Raw genomic sequence first — 17975 nt, forward strand, 5'->3', positions numbered from 1 at the left:
GGCGGTCCGTCACTGCTCTGGCAATAGACCTCATGGTGAGCTTGCGTCGTGCCCTCACGCATCCTTGGGCGGCTTGAGCTTCAGCGACCACAGCACACAGCCCATGCCCAGCAGTGCAAACAGCGCAGATGCAAAGAATGCCCCGGCACCGAAATGGCCGACGAGGACTCCGAACAGCATCAGCGATACGAAGGCCGCCCCCTGTTGCAGCATGGTGGCAAAGCCCTGCGCTTCGGCGGCGATGTCCTCGCTGGTCCAATTGGCGATGAAATGCACCACGCCGAAATAGCCCATGCCGAAGCTGAAGGCATGCAGCGTCTGGGTGACGAACAGCACGGCCACGGGCGGATTGAACGCCATGACGAAAAAGCGCAGCAGTGACGCCGCGCAGGCGACCAGGATCATGTTGCGCGCGGTGACGCGCCCGCCAAAGCGCCGCCACATCACCATGAGGACGGCTTCGGCAGCCGCGGCAATGGCCAGCAAGGGGCCGATGAAATAATCGGGAATGCCATTGTCGTGCCAGATCAGCGCGCCGAAGCCACCCACCACCGCATTGTTGGAATTGACCAGCGCAAAACCCAGAATCGGCAGCACGAACCAGAGCTTGAGGGCCGAGGAGAGGCGAGGCTTTTCCGGATTGGCATCGGCCAGGGTCGAGACAGGCGCGGGCGCCCGAAAACGCGGCAGGGTGAAACCGATGATCGCCCGGCCCACCGAAACGGCAAAGAACAGCGGCACGAAAGCGGCCGTGCCATAGGCGGTAACGGCCAGACCCACCAGCGCTGTGCCGATCACATAACCGATCGTGCCCCAGGCGCGCATGCTGCCAAAATCGCTGCCGGTGCGCTGCGCCAGGCGCAGTGTCGCCGCGTCGGTCAGCGGGGGCACCAGCCCGCCGGGAATGGTGCAGAGCAGCCAGACCAGCACGATGCCCCAGAATTCATGGACGAAGAACAGGCCAATCGGCGCCGCTCCGCTAAGCAGGGAAACGATCAGGATAGTCGAGCGCCAATCGCTGGCCCGATCGGCCAGACGGCCCACCAGCATATTGATGCCCAGCAGCAGCAAGACCGGCAGCGCATTGATGATGCCGATCTGTTCGGCGGGAATGCCATGCTCGGCCAGCCAGATCGCCAGATAAACGCTGCTGACGGCGCCGGGCAAATAGACGGTGAAATGAAAAATCGAAGCGCGCAGCTCGGGCGAGGCCCAGCGCGACAGAACGGATGCCATGAAAAGTGAACCCCGGGCAAATCAGCGCCCGGCACCTTTGTTCGCTTGGCTTGTTGGCGAAGGCAAGGGGATTTGTGACGTTGCAATCGTTACAATTGCAGGTGCGGCATTCGGGTGACGGGGGGTGAAGTGGGCGACGGAGGGGTACGGGAGCCCCCTCACATTACCGCCTGCGCATTCTCGCGCTTAGGGTTCATTACCAGCAGCGACACCACCACCATGACTGCACCGATCGCACTCATGATGGCCGCCACATAGAAAGCACCGGCGCCCATCGTGCCGGCGAGGATGCCGAAGCCCAGCAGCGCCACCACGGTCACCACCTGGCGTATCATCACGAAAAAGCTCTGCGCTTCCGCGGCGATGTCCTCGCTGGTCCAGTTGGCAATGAAATTGGTGATGCCGAGGAAGGTGAGCCCCACAGTTGCCAGATGCAGCGTCTGCAACAATACCAGCACCCAGATATCGGGCTCGAGCGCAAAGCCCCACCAGCGTAACGCACCGCAGAGGCAGCCGAGCAGGATCAGGTGGCGGGCGGCGAAGCGCTTGGTGATGCGCTCGAAATAGACCATGGCGAGGATTTCGGCGGTGGGCGCCACGGCCCACAATATGCCGATGACCCAGCCGGGTATCCCCTCCTCGGCCCAGATCAAGGCGCCAAAGCCCATCTGCATCATGTGGCTGCCATGCAGCAGCGCGGCCCCGATCAGCGTCATCAGAAACCACGGGCGCCAGAGCTGACCCAGGCGAATGGCGATCAGCGGATTGATCGGCGCATCGATGGGATGCATGGGGCGCGAATATTCGTCGGGCGAGCGGAACAGCGGCAGACCAAGCGATACCAGCGCGCGAATGAGGCTGACCGCGATCAGCAGCGGCACGAAGGCCCCCGCGCCCATGCGGTCGAGCACCACGCCGGCCACCAACGTCACGGCGACAAAGCCAATCGTGCCCCAGACGCGGATGGCGCCGAAATCCATGCCGGTGCGGCGCGTCATGCGATAGGCGGCGGCGTCGACCACCGGGGCGATGGCCTGGAACGGCACGATCAACAGGGTCCAGATGATGAGGATGGAGACATAATCATCCCTGAACAGCAGGAAGATTGGTGGAATGGCGGCGATGATGGAGCCGATGACGATGACGTTGCGCCAGTCGCTGGCCCGGTCGGCGAGGCGTCCCACGATCATGTTGATAACGATCATCGCAAAGATCGGCGCGGCGTTGATGACGCCGATTTCGCCGGTGCCGATGCCGCGCTCGCTCAGCCAGATCGGCAGGAACGGATTGGAGACCGCGCCCGAGGTGAACAGGGTCGCGTAGAAAAGACCGGTACGGACAGCGGGCGAACGGAGGCGCGCTGCCAAAGGCGAACCCATCGCAGAATGGCTCCGGGAAAATCACATAAAATCAATGTGACGAACAATGCGCCGCAAGTATGTTCGATGCAAGCAACGATCAGCCGGCAGCGGCCATCGAGACAGACTGCCGGGCCAATTGCAGATGCGAGACGAATTGATCGACACTGGCCGGAACAGTGAAGCGACAGCCATGCGCCCGGGCGGCGGCGCGGGACAGCGTGAGGGCGCGGCGCACGGCACTGCCCAGGTCTTCGTCGAGCGCCCCTGCTGTTGGATCAGTGAGGATATCGCGCGGGCCGGTGACCGGATAGGCAGCCACGGGAACGCCGGAGGCCAGGGCCTCGATCACCACATTGCCGAATGTATCGGTACGACTGGGAAAGACGAAGACATCGGCGCTGCGATAGATTTCGGCCAATTCATCGCCGAAGCGATAGCCGAGGAATTGCACATCCGGATAGCGGCGAGTCAGCGCGGGCAGGTCGGGGCCGTCGCCCACCACGATCTTTGTGCCCGGAACATCGAGATCCAGAAACGCGGTGATGTTCTTTTCTGCCGCGACCCGCCCGACGCAGAGCAGATGCGGGCCGGGCAACTCGGCAAACCAGGTCTTGGGGCCGGGGCTGAAGCGGGAGAGGTCGACTCCGCGCGACCAGAGCGCCAGATGCCCCAGGCCATGGCCGGCCAATTCCACCATCAGCGATGGCGTCGGCACCATGGTGCGGGCGGCCGGCCAGTGGAACCAGCGCAGATAGCCATAGCCGAGTTCGGGCGAAACGGGGACGCGTGCGGCCAGATATTCGGGGAAGCGGGTGTGGAAGCTGGTGGTGAAGACCAGGCCCCGGTCGAGGCAATATTGCCGCGCCTGCCAGCCCAGCGGGCCTTCGGTGGCGATGTGGATGCAATCGGGGGCCACGCCATCGATGAAGGCGGCCACGGCGCCCTGAGTGGCCAGCGACAGCCGGATTTCGGCATAGGTGGGGACCGGCACGGTCCAGAACCGCTCAGGAGTGAGGTAGCGGACCTCGATAGTGCGGGCGGCAAGTTCGCGGCCCAGCGTGTCCAATGTGCGCACCACGCCATTGATTTGCGGGTGCCAGGCGTCGGTAACGATCAGGAGGCGACGGAGCGATCCGCCTTGCGGAGGCGGAAGCGGCGGGGCTCGCCCGCCATCATCTCGGTCCACTTGATCAACTCGAAATTGCCGTCCGTTGTCTCGACTATCGCCGTGCAACTTTCCACCCAATCACCAGTGTTGATGTAGTGGATACCTAGCCTGTCATGCATGTCAGCAAAATGAATGTGCCCGCAGATGACCCCGTCAACCCCGGATTCCTTGGCTTCGTGGACCAGAGCCTCCTCGAATCGCCCGATCACCGAGACGGCATTTTTGACCTTTTGCTTGGCCCAGGCACTCAAGGACCAATATTGCAAACCGAGTCGCCGGCGCACCCAATTGATCGCAATGTTGACGCGCAGGGCCGCGTTATAGGCCCAGTCCCCAACATGGGCGAGCCATTTGGCATTCATCACCACCACGTCAAACTGGTCGCCATGGATGACCAGATAAGTCTTGCCGGTGGCAGTGGTGTGGACGGTGCGATCGACGAATTCGACCTCGCCGAAATAGGTGCCCAGATATTCGCGCAGGAACTCGTCGTGATTGCCCGGCAGATAGACGACGCGGGTGCCCGCATTGGCCTTTTCGAGCAGCAGGTTGACCAGCACATTATATTCATTGGGCCAGTGCCAGGCCTTGGCGAGGCGCCAGCCATCCACGATATCGCCGACCAGATAGATGGTCTCGGCATCATGAGCGCGCAGAAATTCGATGAGCTGGCCGACGCGGATCGGCTTCATGCCCAGATGCACGTCCGAAATGAACATGGCCCGGACTTGTCGGGTCTCGCGCTCGTCCGCCATCAAGCAAAGTCTCCTGCACACGCCATCCAGGGCAGGACAGCGACACGCAGTTTATCTGGGGATGGCTCCCGAGGAAACACTTAGCCCGTTTTGGCTGGGGAAAGCCCCACGGATGCGGGTTTCGGCCGCAGTCTCGATCAGTGGATACGGGCTTTGAGGGCGATGATTCGCTGATAGCTCTGCTCGATCCGCGCCGCAAACGCCGGATCGGCCTCTGCTTCGGCCACTAGAATAGCCCGGATTTCATCGGCCAGACCCGGCCGGTATTTGGCGGTATTGGAAAACAGCAACACATCCATGCCGGCCCGCACCGCCATGGTAACGGTCTGTTTGAGGTCAAAATGCTGGCGGATCGCACCCATTTCGAGATCGTCGCTGATCACCACGCCATCAAAGCCGAGGTCGTCGCGCAGCACGCCGGTGATCCATTGCGGGGAGAGCGAAGCGGGCACCTGCGCGCCCTCGTCGGAATAATCGGCGTGGTAGAGGTGGCCCACCATCACGAAATCCACATCACCCTTGGCCAGCAGTTCCCGGTAAGGATCGAGTTCTTCAGGCTTCCAAGTGCTGGTGATATCGACAAAGCCCTCATGGCTATCGGCGGTGGACGAGCCATGACCGGGAAAATGCTTGAGCGAAGTGAGCAGGCCCGCCGCGTGGTGAGCGGTGATGAAGGCCTCGTCATAGGCGACCACTGTCGCGGCGTCAGCGCTATACGAGCGGCCGAATTTGGCGATCACCGGGTTGTTGGGGTTCAAGTTGATATCGGCAACCGGGCCGAAATTGACGGTGAAGCCAAGCCCGGCAAGGGAAGCGGCCATGCCGGCGTAAATCTTCTCGGCGGCTTCGGGGGAATTTCGGGCGGCAATGCTGGCGGCGCTGGGAATTTCCTTGAAGCCGACATCGCCATCCAGCCGCTCGACGGCGCCACCCTCCTGGTCGACGGTGATGAAGGGCAGCAGCTCGGGCGACGCGGCGCGAAATGCCTGGTTCATCGCGGTGACGGTGGTGAGGTCTTTGACATTGGTCTTGAGGAACATCACCCCACCCAATTCGCTCGCGGCCAGCTTTTCGCGCAGCACCGCGACGCTGGCGTCGTCGGCATCATCGCCCTGAAAACCCACGACGATCATCTGTCCCGCCATCTGCTCGAGGGTCGCGGCATGCGCCGGTACGGCCGCGAACAAGGAGGCGGCGAGCAGCAGGTGGGGAAGAAATGTCACGGGAAAATCCAGCTTTCGGAGAATCGCAGCGACAGCGTCACCGGAAAAAGCCGCCGAAACAATGACAGCCGCAACTATTCGCATGCCTACGTCATTTGGGGTATGCCAATTGATATGCATCAATGGCATAGATGGCACAGGCGACTTGGAGCATAGGCCGTTTTTCAACCTTCCGGCCGATGAAGCCGCCGCCTTTAGCGGGCGGAGATCTTGGGGTCTCCGTCCGCGTTCGTTTTGGCGATAGCGCTACCTACCGGTTCTGCCGGTTGGTGATCAGATCGTCCACCACTGCCGGGTCGGCCAGTGTGGAAGTGTCCCCCAGCGAACCGAAGTCGTTTTCGGCCACCTTGCGCAGAATGCGGCGCATGATCTTGCCGGAACGGGTCTTGGGCAGGCCGGGCGCCCACTGGATCAGGTCGGGCGTGGCGATCGGGCCGATTTCCCTGCGGACCCAATTGCGCAGCTCGACTTTGAGCGCGTCGTCGCTGGCTTCGCCGGCCATCAGGGTGACATAGCAATAGATGCCCTGCCCCTTGACGTCGTGCGGGTAGCCGACAACCGCCGCTTCGCTGACCTTGGGATGCGCCACCAGCGCGCTTTCGACCTCGGCAGTCCCCAGGCGATGGCCGGAAACGTTGAGCACGTCATCCACACGCCCGGTGATCCAATAATAGCCGTCTTCATCGCGGCGGCAGCCGTCGCCGGTGAAGTAATAGCCCTTGTACTGGGTGAAATAGGTATCGATGAAGCGCTGGTGATCGCCATAGACGCTGCGCATCTGGCCCGGCCAGCTATCGGCAATGGCCAGCACGCCCTCGGCCTTGGTCTGCTCCTGCAGCCGCCCCTCGGGCGACAGTACAACGGGCTGCACACCGAAAAACGGCTTGGTGGCCGAACCGGGCTTGGTGGGAATGGCGCCGGGGAATGGCGCGATCATGTGGCCGCCCGTTTCGGTCTGCCACCAGCAATCGACAATGCCGCAGCGCTCCTTGCCGACATGCTTGCTGTACCACAGCCAGGCCTCGGGATTGATCGGTTCGCCCACCGTGCCCAGCAAGCGCAGCGAGGGCATGTCGTATTTATCGGCAAATTCGTGGCCCGCACCCATCAACGCGCGGATGGCGGTGGGGGCGGTGTGGAAGATATTGACCTGGTGCTTTTCCACCACCTGCCAGAAGCGCGAGGCATCGGGATAACTCGGAATGCCCTCGAACATCAGCGTGGTCGCGCCATTGGCAAGCGGGCCATAGACGATATAGGTGTGGCCGGTGATCCAGCCCACATCGGCCGTGCACCAATAGACCTCGCCATCGCGATAATCGAAGCTGAGCTCATGCGTCAGCGCGCCATAGACGAGATAGCCGCCCGTGGTGTGCAGCACGCCCTTTGGCTTGCCGGTCGAGCCGGAGGTGTAGAGGATGAACAGCGGATCTTCCGCATTCATCGGCTCGGGCGGGCATTCGGCGCCGACCTTGGCGGCGGCGTCCTCATACCAGACATCGCGGCCTTCGCTCATGGCGACGGGATTGCCGGTGACCTTGACGACGATGACGGTCTCGACGCCCTGCACCTTGGCCAGAGCTTCGTCGACATTCTTCTTGAGCGGGATGGTCTTGCCGCCACGGCGGCCTTCATCGGCGGTGAGGATGATCTTGCTGCCGCAATCGGCCACGCGGCCGGCGATGGAATCGGGCGAGAAGCCACCAAAAATCACCGAATGAACCGCGCCGATGCGGGTACAGGCCAGCATGGCGACGGCGGTGTCGATGACCATGGGCATGTAGATGGTGACGCGGTCCCCCTTCTTGACGCCATGGGCTTTCAGCACATTGGCAAAGCGGCAGACACGCTCGTACAGCTCGCGATAGGTGGCCTTGCCATCGGTGCCGGGCGTGTCGCCCTCCCAGACGATCGCCGTCTGGTCGCCGCGGGTCGCCAGGTGCCGGTCAAGACAATTGGCCGACACATTGAGCACCCCGTCTTCGAACCATTTGATCGAGACATCTGGATAGGCAAAGCTGGTATTTTTGATGATGGACGGGGGCTTGATCCAGTCGAGCCGCTGCGCCTGCTCGGCCCAGAACCCGTTTGGGTCGCTGATGGAGCGGGCATACATCTCATCATATTGAGCGCTGGTTACGTGGGTGCGTGCGATCGCAGCCGCACTTGGCTGGAATACGAGCTGCTCGCTCATAGTCATCCTCCCTTATCTCTCCCGGCTCCGTTCTAAAGACCGCCCCTGCGTCGGGCAAGCCCATGACCGTGCAACTTCGTACATGGCGCCGCCACCGCCCATTAACTGCCTCAAGCTAGTATGCTTTGTGCGCATCAGGCTGTTTGCTAGTATCGCGACAGCAGAGGGAGGGCTCATCATGGCCGAGATGACTATCCGTGCCGCCACTATTGCCGATATCGACATGGTCCATCGCGAATTGATGGACGTGATTGCGACGTCGCAATATTACAGCGAGCGCTTCAAGGCCCATGAAATGGGTCGCCTCAACAAGGCCTTCCTGCGCAATGTCATGGCGATCGATCCCTGGCATGTCATGATCATGAATACTGACGGGGTGCCTGGCGGCGCCATGATCTCGGGGCCCGAATGCGGCTCGATCTTCCGCTATTGGAGCTGGGTATTCCCCAGCCATCGCAATTCCAAGCTGGGCATGTTCGGCATGCGCGCCTTTGACGAGCACTGGGACAATGGCCGCTTCCACAAGGCCTTTACCTTCGTGCGCCCGGAAAACGAAGTCGCCCGCATGCTGTTGCGGCGCTACGGCTACAAGGAAACCTGCCTGCTCGAAAAGCACATCTTCGGCCAGGATTACATGCTGATCGAAAAGCCCTACACCAAGGTGTCCGAGGACTATGACAGCGGCGTCAATGTCGGCCGCCTGGGCCGGCTAAAGCAGCGGCTCGGCGAGTTGGTGGGCGTTTAGGCCGCCGGCAGCGCCGCTGCCCGCCGCGCGCGGAACCATTGCACGATCGACACATCCATCTTGGCGGTGCGCAGCGCAATGGCCCAAAGCGCGAACGACCAGATGGTGATGGCGATCAGCGCCGAAATTGCCGCGCCCATCAGCCCGAATGGTGGCGCCAGCAGCCAATTACCCACAAAGAGCACGGCGATGCCCAGCGCCACCGCCGGCAGGCTCGCATAGGGCCGATCATGGATCGAGAGGACCAGCGAAGCCGGCCCCATTGCCGAGCGGACCACCAGCGCCAGGCACAACACGGCAAGCGGCGCGGCGCCCGCACTGAAACCCGGGCCGAAGAATTGCAGCGCAATCGGCGCGCCCAAAGCCGTGACGCAGAACAGCACCAGCGATAGCGCCGTCGCCACCATATTGGCGTCGCCCACCTTGCGATGGAAGGCGCTGCGATCGGCATTCGCTTCGCTCTCGAACATATCGGGCATGGACACGGCATAGACAGCCGACACGCCGAACGACACCAGCGCGAAGATGCGGGTGCAAACGCCGAATATTGCCAGTTCCTCGCGACCCAATATCTGGCTGAGCAGCAACAGATTGATATCGAAGAAGAAATCCGTGGCGAGCGCAATCAGCATCCAGGGCAGCGCAAAGCGCCACCAGCGGCGGCTTTCGCGCAGGCGCACTTCCGTATCGCGCCCCGGCACGGCGCTCCAGGCAATCAGCGTAAAGCCGAACTGCACCAGTGCGATCACCACAAAACCGATGGCGGCGCCCCACACCATATGGTCGAAGGCGTCGTCGCGATTGGCAATGCCCATGGCGCCCACAAGGGCCGCAACCAGGATGATCGGGCGGAAAATGCCATCGGCGAAAAAGCCGGAAAACGGCCGCTTGAGCCCGATCAGCAGCGAGCCGCTGAGCATCACCGTGGCGCCGCTGAAGGCCAGCAGAATCACCGGCACATAATGCTGGGCGACGATGCTGCCGCCCTGCCCCACCAGCCCCAGCACGAATTGCCCGGCCACCAGCAACAGCACCAGCGCCACCAGGATATGGCCATAGGCATGCAGCATGAACACGCCAAGCTGCTTGCGCTCGCTACGGGCGCGATATTCGGCGGCGAAATAGGCTCCGATCGTATGAAAGCCCAACGGCATGGCCACCGCAATCAGGTTGCAGCTGGCCGTGATGATCAGAAAATCACCCAGATGCCCCGCGCCCCACAGGCGGGCAATCATCGCCTGCACCAGAAATACGATGCCCGCGCCAAACAGGCGCCCACCGAAAATGATGGTCGATTGGGAGACCAGACGGCGGTGCAGACTCATCCCTGGCTTTCTTTGGAGGCTGGAGCCTGATCGGGACGCGCCTTGGGATTGCGCCAGGCATCGACCACCCGGCGCAGCTGATAATAGGCGTCGCGTGCGTTGAAGGCACCGGTACCCAGCAAATAGGCCAGCGGATTGGACGCATAATTGGCGACCGGCGGTACCGGGCGGATCACCCCGGCATCGCCCACCATGCCCTTTTTGAACTGGTGCAGCCCCTGATAGCCATCGGTGCCGCCCAGATCGTACCAGGCTGCCTCGGTATTATCGCGCAGCCAGCGAATGATGTGCCAATGCATGAAATAGCCCGCGCGCAGCGGCAGCGCCCGGTCATTGGTGGCGCCATAAAGATAGACAGCACGATCGCCCGCCTTGAAGATCAACGCACCAGCAACCAGTTCGCCCTCGTGGCGGACGAAGAACAATTCGGGCCGCAGCGCATCGATATCGGTCGCCATCAACGACGGCACGGTCTCATAGGCGGAATGATCGGTGAACTGCTTGCGGTCAGTCATGGCCGTATAGAGCGCGTCGAATTCGGCCATCCGCTCCGGCCCGGCATGCTCGAAGCTGAGCCCTTCCTTCTCGGATTTATTGAGATGGTAGCGCCATTTCTGGTGCAGGCTCTTGCGCTGCTCGGCATCCCCGAGCCGCAGATTGACGATATAACGATTGGGAAATCCCAGCACCGAGCCGCGCTGGAAGCCCCGGGCGATCAGCCGCTCATAATCGTGATTGGTTTCGGTCAGCGAGGCACGCGGCAACACGGACAGCAATTGCCCGCGCTTGCCGGCATATTCGGCGACCAGCGCATCGATCATGGCGGCGTGGATAATGTCGCGATCGGCACGGGCGCCGTGCCTGACAATGGGGGCCCATTTGGAAATGGCAATGGCGCCAATACCCAGCGGCAGGCGCTGGATCATCATCAGCGCACCGCCGACGATCTCGCCCCGGTCGAGAAACAGCATCGGCTCCTGCGTCACCGCGGGCCAGCGCGTTTGCGCGAACATGTGGAGCTGTTCCTGGCAGACTTCGTCGAACCCGGCGATGGTCCGGTCCCATTCCTCGCCCGATACGATGCGGGTCTGGAGCTGAAGTGCAGCCGTGCCGGCTTGGCGCTGCTGAAGCGCCGCGTCGGCATCGTCGTGAACCAGGCGGTCGGTGATAGCGGCCATCTTGGAGCTTCCTGCTCAGAACATTTCTGAGCGGCAAGATAGAACCCCAAGGTGAGCAATTTCCTATTACGGCACAACAAATGCCGCAAAGTTCCGCCCGTGGTTACTAAAGACTACCACGGGCGGTAAGCAGTTTTAGTGGCCGCCGGCGCCACTATAGATGAAGGGGATATGCGGCAGGGTATAGCCGAGCCATTGATCGGCGCCTTCATAGATCATCTTGGCGGCGACATAGAGGATGATCAGCAGGCCGACCCAGGCGATCCAACGGTATTGATGCAAGAGGCGCGCGATGAAAGTAGCGGCAACGCCCATCATGACGACCGACAGCGCCAGACCAAAGATCAGGGCTTCAAAATGGTGCTGGGCGGCGCCGGCCACGGCCAGCACGTTGTCGAGCGACATGGAAACGTCGGCGATGATGATCTGGATGACCGCCTGGCGCAGCGACTTGCGCGGTGCCTTGCCGGCAACGGTGCCGTCGGCATTGAGATCGGCATCTTCCAGCGCTTCGGTGGCTTCCTCTTCGTCCTCATGGGAAACGGTGAGTTCGCGATACATCTTCCAGCAGACATAGAGCAGCAACACGCCGCCCGCGATCAGCAATGCCCCGCCCAGCGACAGCAATTGCGTGGTGATCAGCGCAAAAAAGATGCGCAGCACGGTGGCGGCGATAATGCCGATCAGGATGGCTTTCTTGCGCACGTCTTTGGCAAGGCCGGCCGCGGCAAGGCCGATAACCACGGCATTGTCCCCGGCCAGCACGAGGTCAATCATGATGACCTGAAGCAAGGAAGAAAAGAAACTCGGGTCGATGCCGAACATGCTGGGTCCCTGGGAGTGCTGAAATGTCGCGCCGCTATAGGCCTCTATCGCGCGGGAAGGAAGGGCATTTCCTGCGAATTAAACGAAAGACGCAGGCAATCCGGGCGTTTTGCAGGTCATCTGACAGCTTGATGACAGGTTGGGGCAAAAGCCGGGCGATGCCGTGGTCTGGCGGCCCTATCGTCCGCTCGCCCCTCAGGGGAGAGGTGAGGAGCGGATGATGAAACAAAAAGCCGCCCCGGTTTCCCGGAGCGGCTCTTTTTTGGGATCGCCAGCGAACGAGTCGCGGCGCTCCGCCGGTTCTTACTGAACCAGGGTCAGGTTGCAGGCCGAGATCTTGCCGTCACGGCCGCTCTCGAGCTCGTAAGTCACCTTGTCGCCTTCATACAGGCCCTGCAGGCCCGAACGCTCGACGGCGGAGATGTGGACGAAAGCGTCCTTTTCACCATTCTCAGGCGAAATGAAGCCGAAGCCCTTGGTGGTGTTGAAGAATTTAACAGTGCCGTTGATCGAGGCCATGTGTGTAGTCCTAATATAGCCCGAAGCATCAGCAAGCGAGCGCCGCCCACAGGCAACATGCCCGATGGGTTCTAAACGTTCGCAAGAAAGGAAGGAGCCAGAGCCGGATCAAACCGGCAGGCAGCCGACAATGGCTGAAAACGCCTGTCTCTTGTGACAGCACATCGTGTTTAAAGCAAGGCCCAGCGTGTGAACACTGTCATAATGGCGTTGCTTTTGTGAAGGACTTTGGTGGGCGAGCACGGATTCGAACCGTGGACCCGACGATTAAGAGTCGTCTGCTCTACCAGCTGAGCTACTCGCCCCCTGCCGGGGCTTCCAAAGTGGCTGCTCTCTAGCAAAGGGATTCCGGGCTGTCTAGCGCTCAGGCGCACTTTCCTGCCATCACTGGTTTGCTATTGTGGAAAGAGCGGGGGACCAACCGCCCCAGAGACCGGCAAACCATGACGTTTTACGACATTCTGTTCATTCCGATAAATTGGCTCGGCGCCAATGCCCTGACCCTGTTGGCCATCCTCGCGGTGCTGGTGGCCGGCTGGTATCTGTCGCGGCTGGCCGCCAATGCGATTAAAACCTATCTGCCGCGCGCATATGGCGTGGACAAGAATTTCGCCCCGTTGCTGTCGCAGGTCGCCCGCTACGGCATTCTGATCTTTGCGGTGGTCACCGCGCTCAACCTGCTGGGCGTGGCCAATAGCTCGATCATCACCGTGCTGGGCGCGGCGGGCTTGGCGGTCGCCCTGGCGCTGCAGGGCACGCTGGCCAATATCGCGGCGGGCATCATGCTGATCGTGCTGCGGCCCATCGCCATCGGCGAATTCATCCAGGGCGATGGCGTGGCGGGCGTCGTGGTGGAAATCGGGCTGTTCGGCACAAGGCTCCGCTCATCGAGCGGGCTTTACATCTTCACGCCCAACCAGAAGCTGTGGTCCTCGGCCATCACCAATCACAGCCGCGAGCCCAATAGGCGGCTCGACGTCAATGTGAGCGTGCCCGACAGCGTGGATATCGGCCACTCGCGCCGCCTGCTGTTGCGCATCGCTGGTGCCGACAAGCGCGTATTGGTGAACCCGGCCCCGCTGGTGCATGTGGAGAGCTTTTCCGGCACCGCGGTCAATCTGCAACTGCGCGCCTGGGTGGCGACACCGGATTATCTGCCCACGCTTTACGCGCTGACCGAGGAAGCAAAACTGGCGCTGAACCGGGAATTGATCAGGAAGGAAGGCGAGACGGGTGGGATTACGGTGGCCCCTGATCCGGCCAATCCAAGCCCCGAAACCCAATCTGGAAGCTGACGGGGCCGGCGGCTTCTGCCGCCAGCCTCCGTGATAGCGATCGTCAGTGCTGGGCAGCCTGACGCTGCCGGAAGCTCGCAAAGTCCAGCACGTTATCGGCACGCTCGGGCGTCTCGGGACGGAATTCATCCATCAGACCGATCGTCCGCTCGATGATGTGGCGGAGCTGTCGCGAGCGATGGTCTGCCCCCTGCAGAATCGTCGCGGCACGCTGAAGGTGGTCCTTTGCAAGAACGTAGGTTGGCGGCATGCGGTGCTCCTTGAAAGAATCAGTTTGGTCGAAGCGTCAGAAAACTGACACAGGCCGGAAAGTGGACCTGCATGCCTTCCCATATATTGCCGGAAAACTTCGCATTTGAAGCAAATGCCATCCTTGGAAAAGCTACCAAGAGATCCTGATTTTACCGGCACTTATCGGATGCAAGCAACTTAATCGCTGTGCACAACCGCTCGTTTTCCACCCCGCCCTGTCGCCTCCGCCAATGCAGGTTATAGGATGAAGGCGCCATTTCGAACCCGGATCCCGCCCGTGCCGCGTCCCAGCCTTGCCCCCATCGCCGCCGACCTGCCCGAAACGGTGCCGTTTACCGGCCCCGAAACCATCGTGCGGCGCAGTGGCATCAAGCTTAAGGCTCGAATCGGCGCCAATGAAAACCCGTTCGGCCCGGCCCCATCCGTTGTCGCTGCGATGACCGCGGCGGCGCGGGAGAGCTGGCATTATGGCGATCCCGAGAACCACGACCTGCGCGAGGCCATCGCCGCCCATCTGGGCATTGCCCCCGCCAATGTCATGCCGGGCGAAGGCGTTGACGCGATTCTGGGCATGGCGGTGCGTCTGTTCGCAGCGCCCGGCTCGACGGTGGTGACATCCTTGGGCGGCTACCCGACCTTCAACTATCACATCGCTGGCTATGGCGCGGTGATGCACACCGTGCCCTATATCGAAGACCGGGAAGACATCGACGCCCTGGCCCGGGCCGCGCGCGAAACCGGTGCAGCCATGGTGTATCTGGCCAATCCGGACAATCCGATGGGCACCTGGTGGGACGCCGCCTCGGTCGAGCGCTTCATTGCGGCAGTGCCCGACACCACCATGATCGTGCTGGACGAAGCCTATGGCGAATTCGCCCCCGCCGGCACTCTCCCCGCCTTCGACCTCGGCCGCACCAACCTGCTACGCATGCGCACCTTCTCCAAGGCCTATGGGCTGGCCGGCGCCCGCGTCGGCTATGTGCTGGGTGAGGCCGAAAATGTCTCGGCCTTCAACCGTATCCGCAATCACTTCGGCATCAGCAATGTCGCCCAAGCCGCCGCCATCGCCGCCTTGGCCGATGGCGCCCACTTGGAAACCTCATTGGCGGCCGTGCGGGCTTCGCTGGAGCATACGGCTGCCATCGCCCGCCGCCATGGCCTGACGCCACTGCCAACAGCCACAAACTTCCTCGCCATTGATTGCGGCCGCGACGGCGCCTATGCGCAGGCGATTCTCGACGGCCTGGCCCAACGCGGCGTGTTCGTGCGCATGCCGGTCGTGGCGGGCCTGAATCGCTGCATCCGCATTAGTGCGGGGACAGAGGCAGATCGCGCGTTGCTGGATCAGGCACTGGGTGAGGTGGTCGCCGAACTCAGGTGAGGAAGCCCCTTAAAACCACGATGTCATCCCACCCACCGCGTCTCCCTCGGGCTCGACCCGAGGGCCGCCATCAACACGGCACAAGCGGCGAGTGGCCCTCGGGTCAAGCCCGAGGGAGACGCGGTGGGTGGGGAGGTTTGGTGCGCCTCCAGGGCAGCCTCTACCTAGATCATCTTCCGCATCTGGATGCAGTCACCAGAAATCCCGGCCAGTTCCTCGGCATCCCATACGTGCCGATGCCACCCGGTCTTTTCGTAATAGCCCACCGCAGTCGGCGCAGCGTTGACGAATAGTATGCTGGTACCGAAATCCCGGGCCCGCTGCTCCACCATTTGAGACAGCACCCTGCCGTGTCCCCGCCCCTGCTCGGCCGCGGCAATGGCCACGAGCCGGAAGATGGCCGTACCGTCCCCCCGCACGTCGAGACGCGTCGTGCCGAGCGGCACGCCGTCACGCTTGAGCAGATAATGGTACATATTGGGCTCGCGCTCGCCCGGATAATTCTCGTCGTAGACGCCAAACCGCCCCTTGGCCTCGAACAATTCCTGCCGGCGGATGGCGTGATAGGCCACCCAATCGGCAGGATCGTTCACCTCGATCAGCTCATATCCCATTGCTTCCTCCCTGCCCCGGCCACGATGGGTCGGGGCACGGGGAAACTCTAAATCTATCCAGCCATTGCGCCTTGGGCGGACGCGCCGCGTTCGATCAGCAGGCGGTTATAGGCGTTGAGATAGGCGCGAGCCGAGGCGACCAGCGTATCGGGTTCGGCGGCATTGCCGGAAACGAGACGCCCGTTCAGCTCCAGCCGCACATGGGCCGATGCCTGCGCATCGGTACCGCCGGTGACGCCGTCGATGGCGTAGAGCACCAGATGGGGTTGTTTTCCCACGGCCAGTTTGATGGCGTTGAAAATGGCGTCCACCGAGCCGGTGCCTTCAAAGCTGACCGAGGTTTCCTCGCCATCGATCGAGAGCGTCAGATCGCATTTGTGCACGCCGCCGGTCTTGGAAATCACCTGCATGTCGACCAGCTTGATCCGATCGCCCACCGAGCCGACTTCGTCATCGACCAGAGCGACGATATCGGCGTCATAGACATGCTTTTTGCGGTCGGCCAGATCCTTGAAGCGCTGGAAGGCTTCCTGGAAAGCATTGTCGCCCAGCTCATAGCCCAGCTCGCGCAGCTTGTCCTTGAAGGCAGCGCGGCCCGAATGCTTGCCCATCACCAAGGTGGTTTCCTTGATGCCGACGCTGGCCGGCGTCATGATTTCATAGGTCTCGGCATTCTTGAGCATGCCATCCTGATGGATGCCGCTCTCATGGGCGAAGGCATTCTTGCCCACGATGGCCTTGTTGTACTGCACCGGGAAATTGGCCGCTGCTGACACGATGCGGCTGGCGCGGGCCAGATGGGTGGTCTCGATCTCGGTGTGATAGGGCATGACATCGGCGCGAGTACGCAGCGCCATGACGATTTCCTCGAGCGCGGCATTGCCGGCGCGTTCGCCCAACCCGTTGATGGTGCACTCCACCTGCCGGGCGCCACCGCGCACCGCAGCCAGCGAATTGGCTACGGCCAGGCCCAGGTCATTGTGGCAATGAGCCGAGAAGATCGCCTTGTCGGCGCCTGGCACTTGCGTGATGATGTCCCGGAACATCTTTTCATGCTCGTCGGGCACCGCATAGCCCACCGTATCGGGCAGGTTGATCGTGGTCGCGCCGGCCTTGATGGCAGTCTCGACGCAACGCTTCAAAAATTCCAGCGGCGTGCGGGTCGCGTCCATGGCCGACCATTCGACATCGTCGATCAGGTTACGCGCCTGAGCGACGGTGCGCGCGATGATCTCGATCACCTCGTCCTCGGTCTTCTTCATCTGGTGGGCCAGATGAATGGGCGAGGTGGACACGAATGTATGGATACGACCCTTCTGGGCGTGGCGCACGGCTTCACCAGCGCGATCGATATCGGCAGTAATGGCACGGGCGAGGCCCGCAACGGTGGCGCGCTTGACCTGCTTGGCGACGGCGACGACGGCCTCGAAGTCGCCATTGGAAGCGATGGGGAAGCCGGCTTCGATAATGTCGACGCCCATGTCGTCAAGGGCTTCGGCAACCTGCAGCTTTTCTTCGAGCGTCATGGTGGCGCCGGGCGATTGCTCGCCGTCGCGCAAAGTGGTGTCGAAAATGAAGACGCGGTCTTTATTGCTGTCGGTCGTGGGGGCGGTCATTGCTCGTTTTCCTATCGGCGGCCCAGAGTCGTGGCTCTGCAGGCCGGACATTTACTGTTCGGCTGATGGCGTTATCCCCTGACGACCCGCTCGGTAACCGAGCTGCCGGTGATCAGGGGCTGATAAGAAGGAGGAGTGCAGCAGGCAGCAAGAGCATGCCAGCAGCAATCATCAGGACGCGGGCGCGCTCCTGGCGTTGTGCGATGGCTATGGCAATTGCGCGCTTGCGCTGCATGATCTCAGTTCCGATTTACAGCAAGAATGCGCGAAACCGGAAGAAGGTGCAAG

General features: G+C 61.9%; 17 protein-coding genes and 1 tRNA gene. 3 read left to right on the forward strand and 15 right to left on the reverse strand.

Annotated features, from left to right (window positions below):
• Positions 1-54: 54 nt before the first annotated feature.
• The 6 genes from FF80_RS12690 to acs all read right to left on the reverse strand — a co-directional run bounded on the left by FF80_RS12690 (position 55) and on the right by acs (position 7937).
• Positions 55-1236 carry an MFS transporter gene (locus FF80_RS12690; protein ID WP_035100952.1) on the reverse strand — a complete coding sequence of 394 codons (1182 nt, stop codon included), beginning with the start codon at positions 1234-1236 and terminating at the stop codon, positions 55-57.
• A gap of 158 nt (positions 1237-1394) precedes the next feature.
• The gene (locus FF80_RS12695) at positions 1395-2615 is read right to left on the reverse strand and encodes an MFS transporter (RefSeq protein WP_035100955.1); all 1221 of its coding nucleotides are present in this window, start codon (positions 2613-2615) and stop codon (positions 1395-1397) included.
• Positions 2616-2694: 79 nt separating this feature from the next.
• Positions 2695-3783 carry a glycosyltransferase family 1 protein gene (locus FF80_RS12700; RefSeq protein WP_052153497.1) on the reverse strand — a complete coding sequence of 363 codons (1089 nt, stop codon included), beginning with the start codon at positions 3781-3783 and terminating at the stop codon, positions 2695-2697.
• On the reverse strand, positions 3711-4520 hold the full coding sequence (locus FF80_RS12705; RefSeq protein WP_052153498.1) for a UDP-2,3-diacylglucosamine diphosphatase: 810 nt from the start codon (positions 4518-4520) through the stop codon (positions 3711-3713). The genes FF80_RS12700 and FF80_RS12705 overlap by 73 nt, the downstream gene beginning before the upstream one ends.
• A gap of 137 nt (positions 4521-4657) precedes the next feature.
• Positions 4658-5743 (reverse strand): glycoside hydrolase family 3 N-terminal domain-containing protein, encoded by a 1086-nt coding sequence (locus FF80_RS12710; RefSeq protein WP_160172834.1) that lies wholly within the window; start codon positions 5741-5743, stop codon positions 4658-4660.
• 250 nt (positions 5744-5993) lie between these two features.
• Complete coding sequence (gene acs / locus FF80_RS12715; RefSeq protein WP_035100957.1) at positions 5994-7937, reverse strand: acetate--CoA ligase; 1944 nt, start codon at positions 7935-7937, stop codon at positions 5994-5996.
• A gap of 178 nt (positions 7938-8115) precedes the next feature.
• Between acs and FF80_RS12720 the strand changes: the two genes are divergently transcribed.
• Positions 8116-8682, forward strand: coding sequence for a hypothetical protein (locus FF80_RS12720; RefSeq protein WP_035100959.1), 567 nt, complete (start codon positions 8116-8118; stop codon positions 8680-8682).
• On the opposite strand, the gene FF80_RS12725 is transcribed toward FF80_RS12720, so the two are convergent.
• The 5 genes from FF80_RS12725 to FF80_RS12745 all read right to left on the reverse strand — a co-directional run bounded on the left by FF80_RS12725 (position 8679) and on the right by FF80_RS12745 (position 12834).
• On the reverse strand, positions 8679-10007 hold the full coding sequence (locus tag FF80_RS12725) for a polysaccharide biosynthesis C-terminal domain-containing protein (RefSeq protein WP_035100961.1): 1329 nt from the start codon (positions 10005-10007) through the stop codon (positions 8679-8681). The two genes, FF80_RS12720 and FF80_RS12725, sit on opposite strands and share 4 nt — an antisense overlap.
• Positions 10004-11185: a GNAT family N-acetyltransferase gene (locus tag FF80_RS21020; protein WP_052153502.1), complete on the reverse strand. Its 1182-nt coding sequence runs from the start codon at positions 11183-11185 to the stop codon at positions 10004-10006. Before FF80_RS21020 ends, FF80_RS12725 begins: the two co-directional genes overlap by 4 nt.
• Positions 11186-11320: 135 nt before the next feature.
• Entirely contained in the window at positions 11321-12010 is a 690-nt protein-coding gene (locus tag FF80_RS12735; RefSeq protein ID WP_052153505.1) for a TerC family protein, read from the reverse strand.
• Between the two features lie 303 nt (positions 12011-12313).
• Entirely contained in the window at positions 12314-12529 is a 216-nt protein-coding gene (locus FF80_RS12740) for a cold-shock protein (RefSeq protein WP_035100964.1), read from the reverse strand.
• Between the two features lie 229 nt (positions 12530-12758).
• A tRNA-Lys gene (locus FF80_RS12745) sits at positions 12759-12834 on the reverse strand.
• A gap of 138 nt (positions 12835-12972) precedes the next feature.
• On the opposite strand from FF80_RS12745, the gene FF80_RS12750 reads away from it, so the two are divergent.
• Complete coding sequence (locus FF80_RS12750; RefSeq protein WP_052153506.1) at positions 12973-13824, forward strand: mechanosensitive ion channel family protein; 852 nt, start codon at positions 12973-12975, stop codon at positions 13822-13824.
• A gap of 43 nt (positions 13825-13867) precedes the next feature.
• Here the strand turns inward: FF80_RS12750 and FF80_RS12755 are convergent, their stop codons facing one another.
• Entirely contained in the window at positions 13868-14074 is a 207-nt protein-coding gene (locus tag FF80_RS12755; protein WP_035100967.1) for a hypothetical protein, read from the reverse strand.
• Between the two features lie 279 nt (positions 14075-14353).
• Between FF80_RS12755 and FF80_RS12760 the strand changes: the two genes are divergently transcribed.
• On the forward strand, positions 14354-15457 hold the full coding sequence (locus FF80_RS12760; protein ID WP_035101329.1) for a pyridoxal phosphate-dependent aminotransferase: 1104 nt from the start codon (positions 14354-14356) through the stop codon (positions 15455-15457).
• Between the two features lie 164 nt (positions 15458-15621).
• Here FF80_RS12760 and FF80_RS12765 read toward each other — a convergent pair whose 3' ends face one another.
• From FF80_RS12765 to FF80_RS22340, 3 genes are all read right to left on the reverse strand, one after another.
• Positions 15622-16071: a GNAT family N-acetyltransferase gene (locus tag FF80_RS12765; protein ID WP_052153510.1), complete on the reverse strand. Its 450-nt coding sequence runs from the start codon at positions 16069-16071 to the stop codon at positions 15622-15624.
• A 53-nt stretch (positions 16072-16124) separates the two neighbouring features.
• A complete protein-coding gene (locus FF80_RS12770; RefSeq protein ID WP_035100970.1) occupies positions 16125-17687 on the reverse strand; it encodes a 2-isopropylmalate synthase in 1563 nt (520 codons plus the stop codon).
• A gap of 112 nt (positions 17688-17799) precedes the next feature.
• Complete coding sequence (locus FF80_RS22340) at positions 17800-17922, reverse strand: hypothetical protein (RefSeq protein WP_280113900.1); 123 nt, start codon at positions 17920-17922, stop codon at positions 17800-17802.
• Positions 17923-17975: the final 53 nt, after the last annotated feature.

Origin of the sequence: Devosia sp. LC5, assembly GCF_000735585.1 — a bacterium.
Classification (GTDB): domain Bacteria; phylum Pseudomonadota; class Alphaproteobacteria; order Rhizobiales; family Devosiaceae; genus Devosia.

Bases quoted from the DNA above. Each gene is read 5' to 3' on its own strand.
- FF80_RS12755 (WP_035100967.1), bottom strand. From the start codon at position 14,074: ATGCCGCCAACCTACGTTCTTGCAAAGGACCACCTTCAGCGTGCCGCG.
- FF80_RS12740 (WP_035100964.1), bottom strand. From the start codon at position 12,529: ATGGCCTCGATCAACGGCACTGTTAAATTCTTCAACACCACCAAGGGC.
- FF80_RS12770 (WP_035100970.1), bottom strand. From the start codon at position 17,687: ATGACCGCCCCCACGACCGACAGCAATAAAGACCGCGTCTTCATTTTC.
- FF80_RS12765 (WP_052153510.1), bottom strand. From the start codon at position 16,071: ATGGGATATGAGCTGATCGAGGTGAACGATCCTGCCGATTGGGTGGCC.
- FF80_RS12725 (WP_035100961.1), bottom strand. From the start codon at position 10,007: ATGAGTCTGCACCGCCGTCTGGTCTCCCAATCGACCATCATTTTCGGT.
- FF80_RS22340 (WP_280113900.1), bottom strand. From the start codon at position 17,922: ATGCAGCGCAAGCGCGCAATTGCCATAGCCATCGCACAACGCCAGGAG.
- FF80_RS12690 (WP_035100952.1), bottom strand. From the start codon at position 1,236: ATGGCATCCGTTCTGTCGCGCTGGGCCTCGCCCGAGCTGCGCGCTTCG.
- FF80_RS12750 (WP_052153506.1), top strand. From the start codon at position 12,973: ATGACGTTTTACGACATTCTGTTCATTCCGATAAATTGGCTCGGCGCC.
- FF80_RS21020 (WP_052153502.1), bottom strand. From the start codon at position 11,185: ATGGCCGCTATCACCGACCGCCTGGTTCACGACGATGCCGACGCGGCG.
- FF80_RS12735 (WP_052153505.1), bottom strand. From the start codon at position 12,010: ATGTTCGGCATCGACCCGAGTTTCTTTTCTTCCTTGCTTCAGGTCATC.
- FF80_RS12705 (WP_052153498.1), bottom strand. From the start codon at position 4,520: ATGGCGGACGAGCGCGAGACCCGACAAGTCCGGGCCATGTTCATTTCG.
- acs (WP_035100957.1), bottom strand. From the start codon at position 7,937: ATGAGCGAGCAGCTCGTATTCCAGCCAAGTGCGGCTGCGATCGCACGC.
- FF80_RS12695 (WP_035100955.1), bottom strand. From the start codon at position 2,615: ATGGGTTCGCCTTTGGCAGCGCGCCTCCGTTCGCCCGCTGTCCGTACC.
- FF80_RS12720 (WP_035100959.1), top strand. From the start codon at position 8,116: ATGGCCGAGATGACTATCCGTGCCGCCACTATTGCCGATATCGACATG.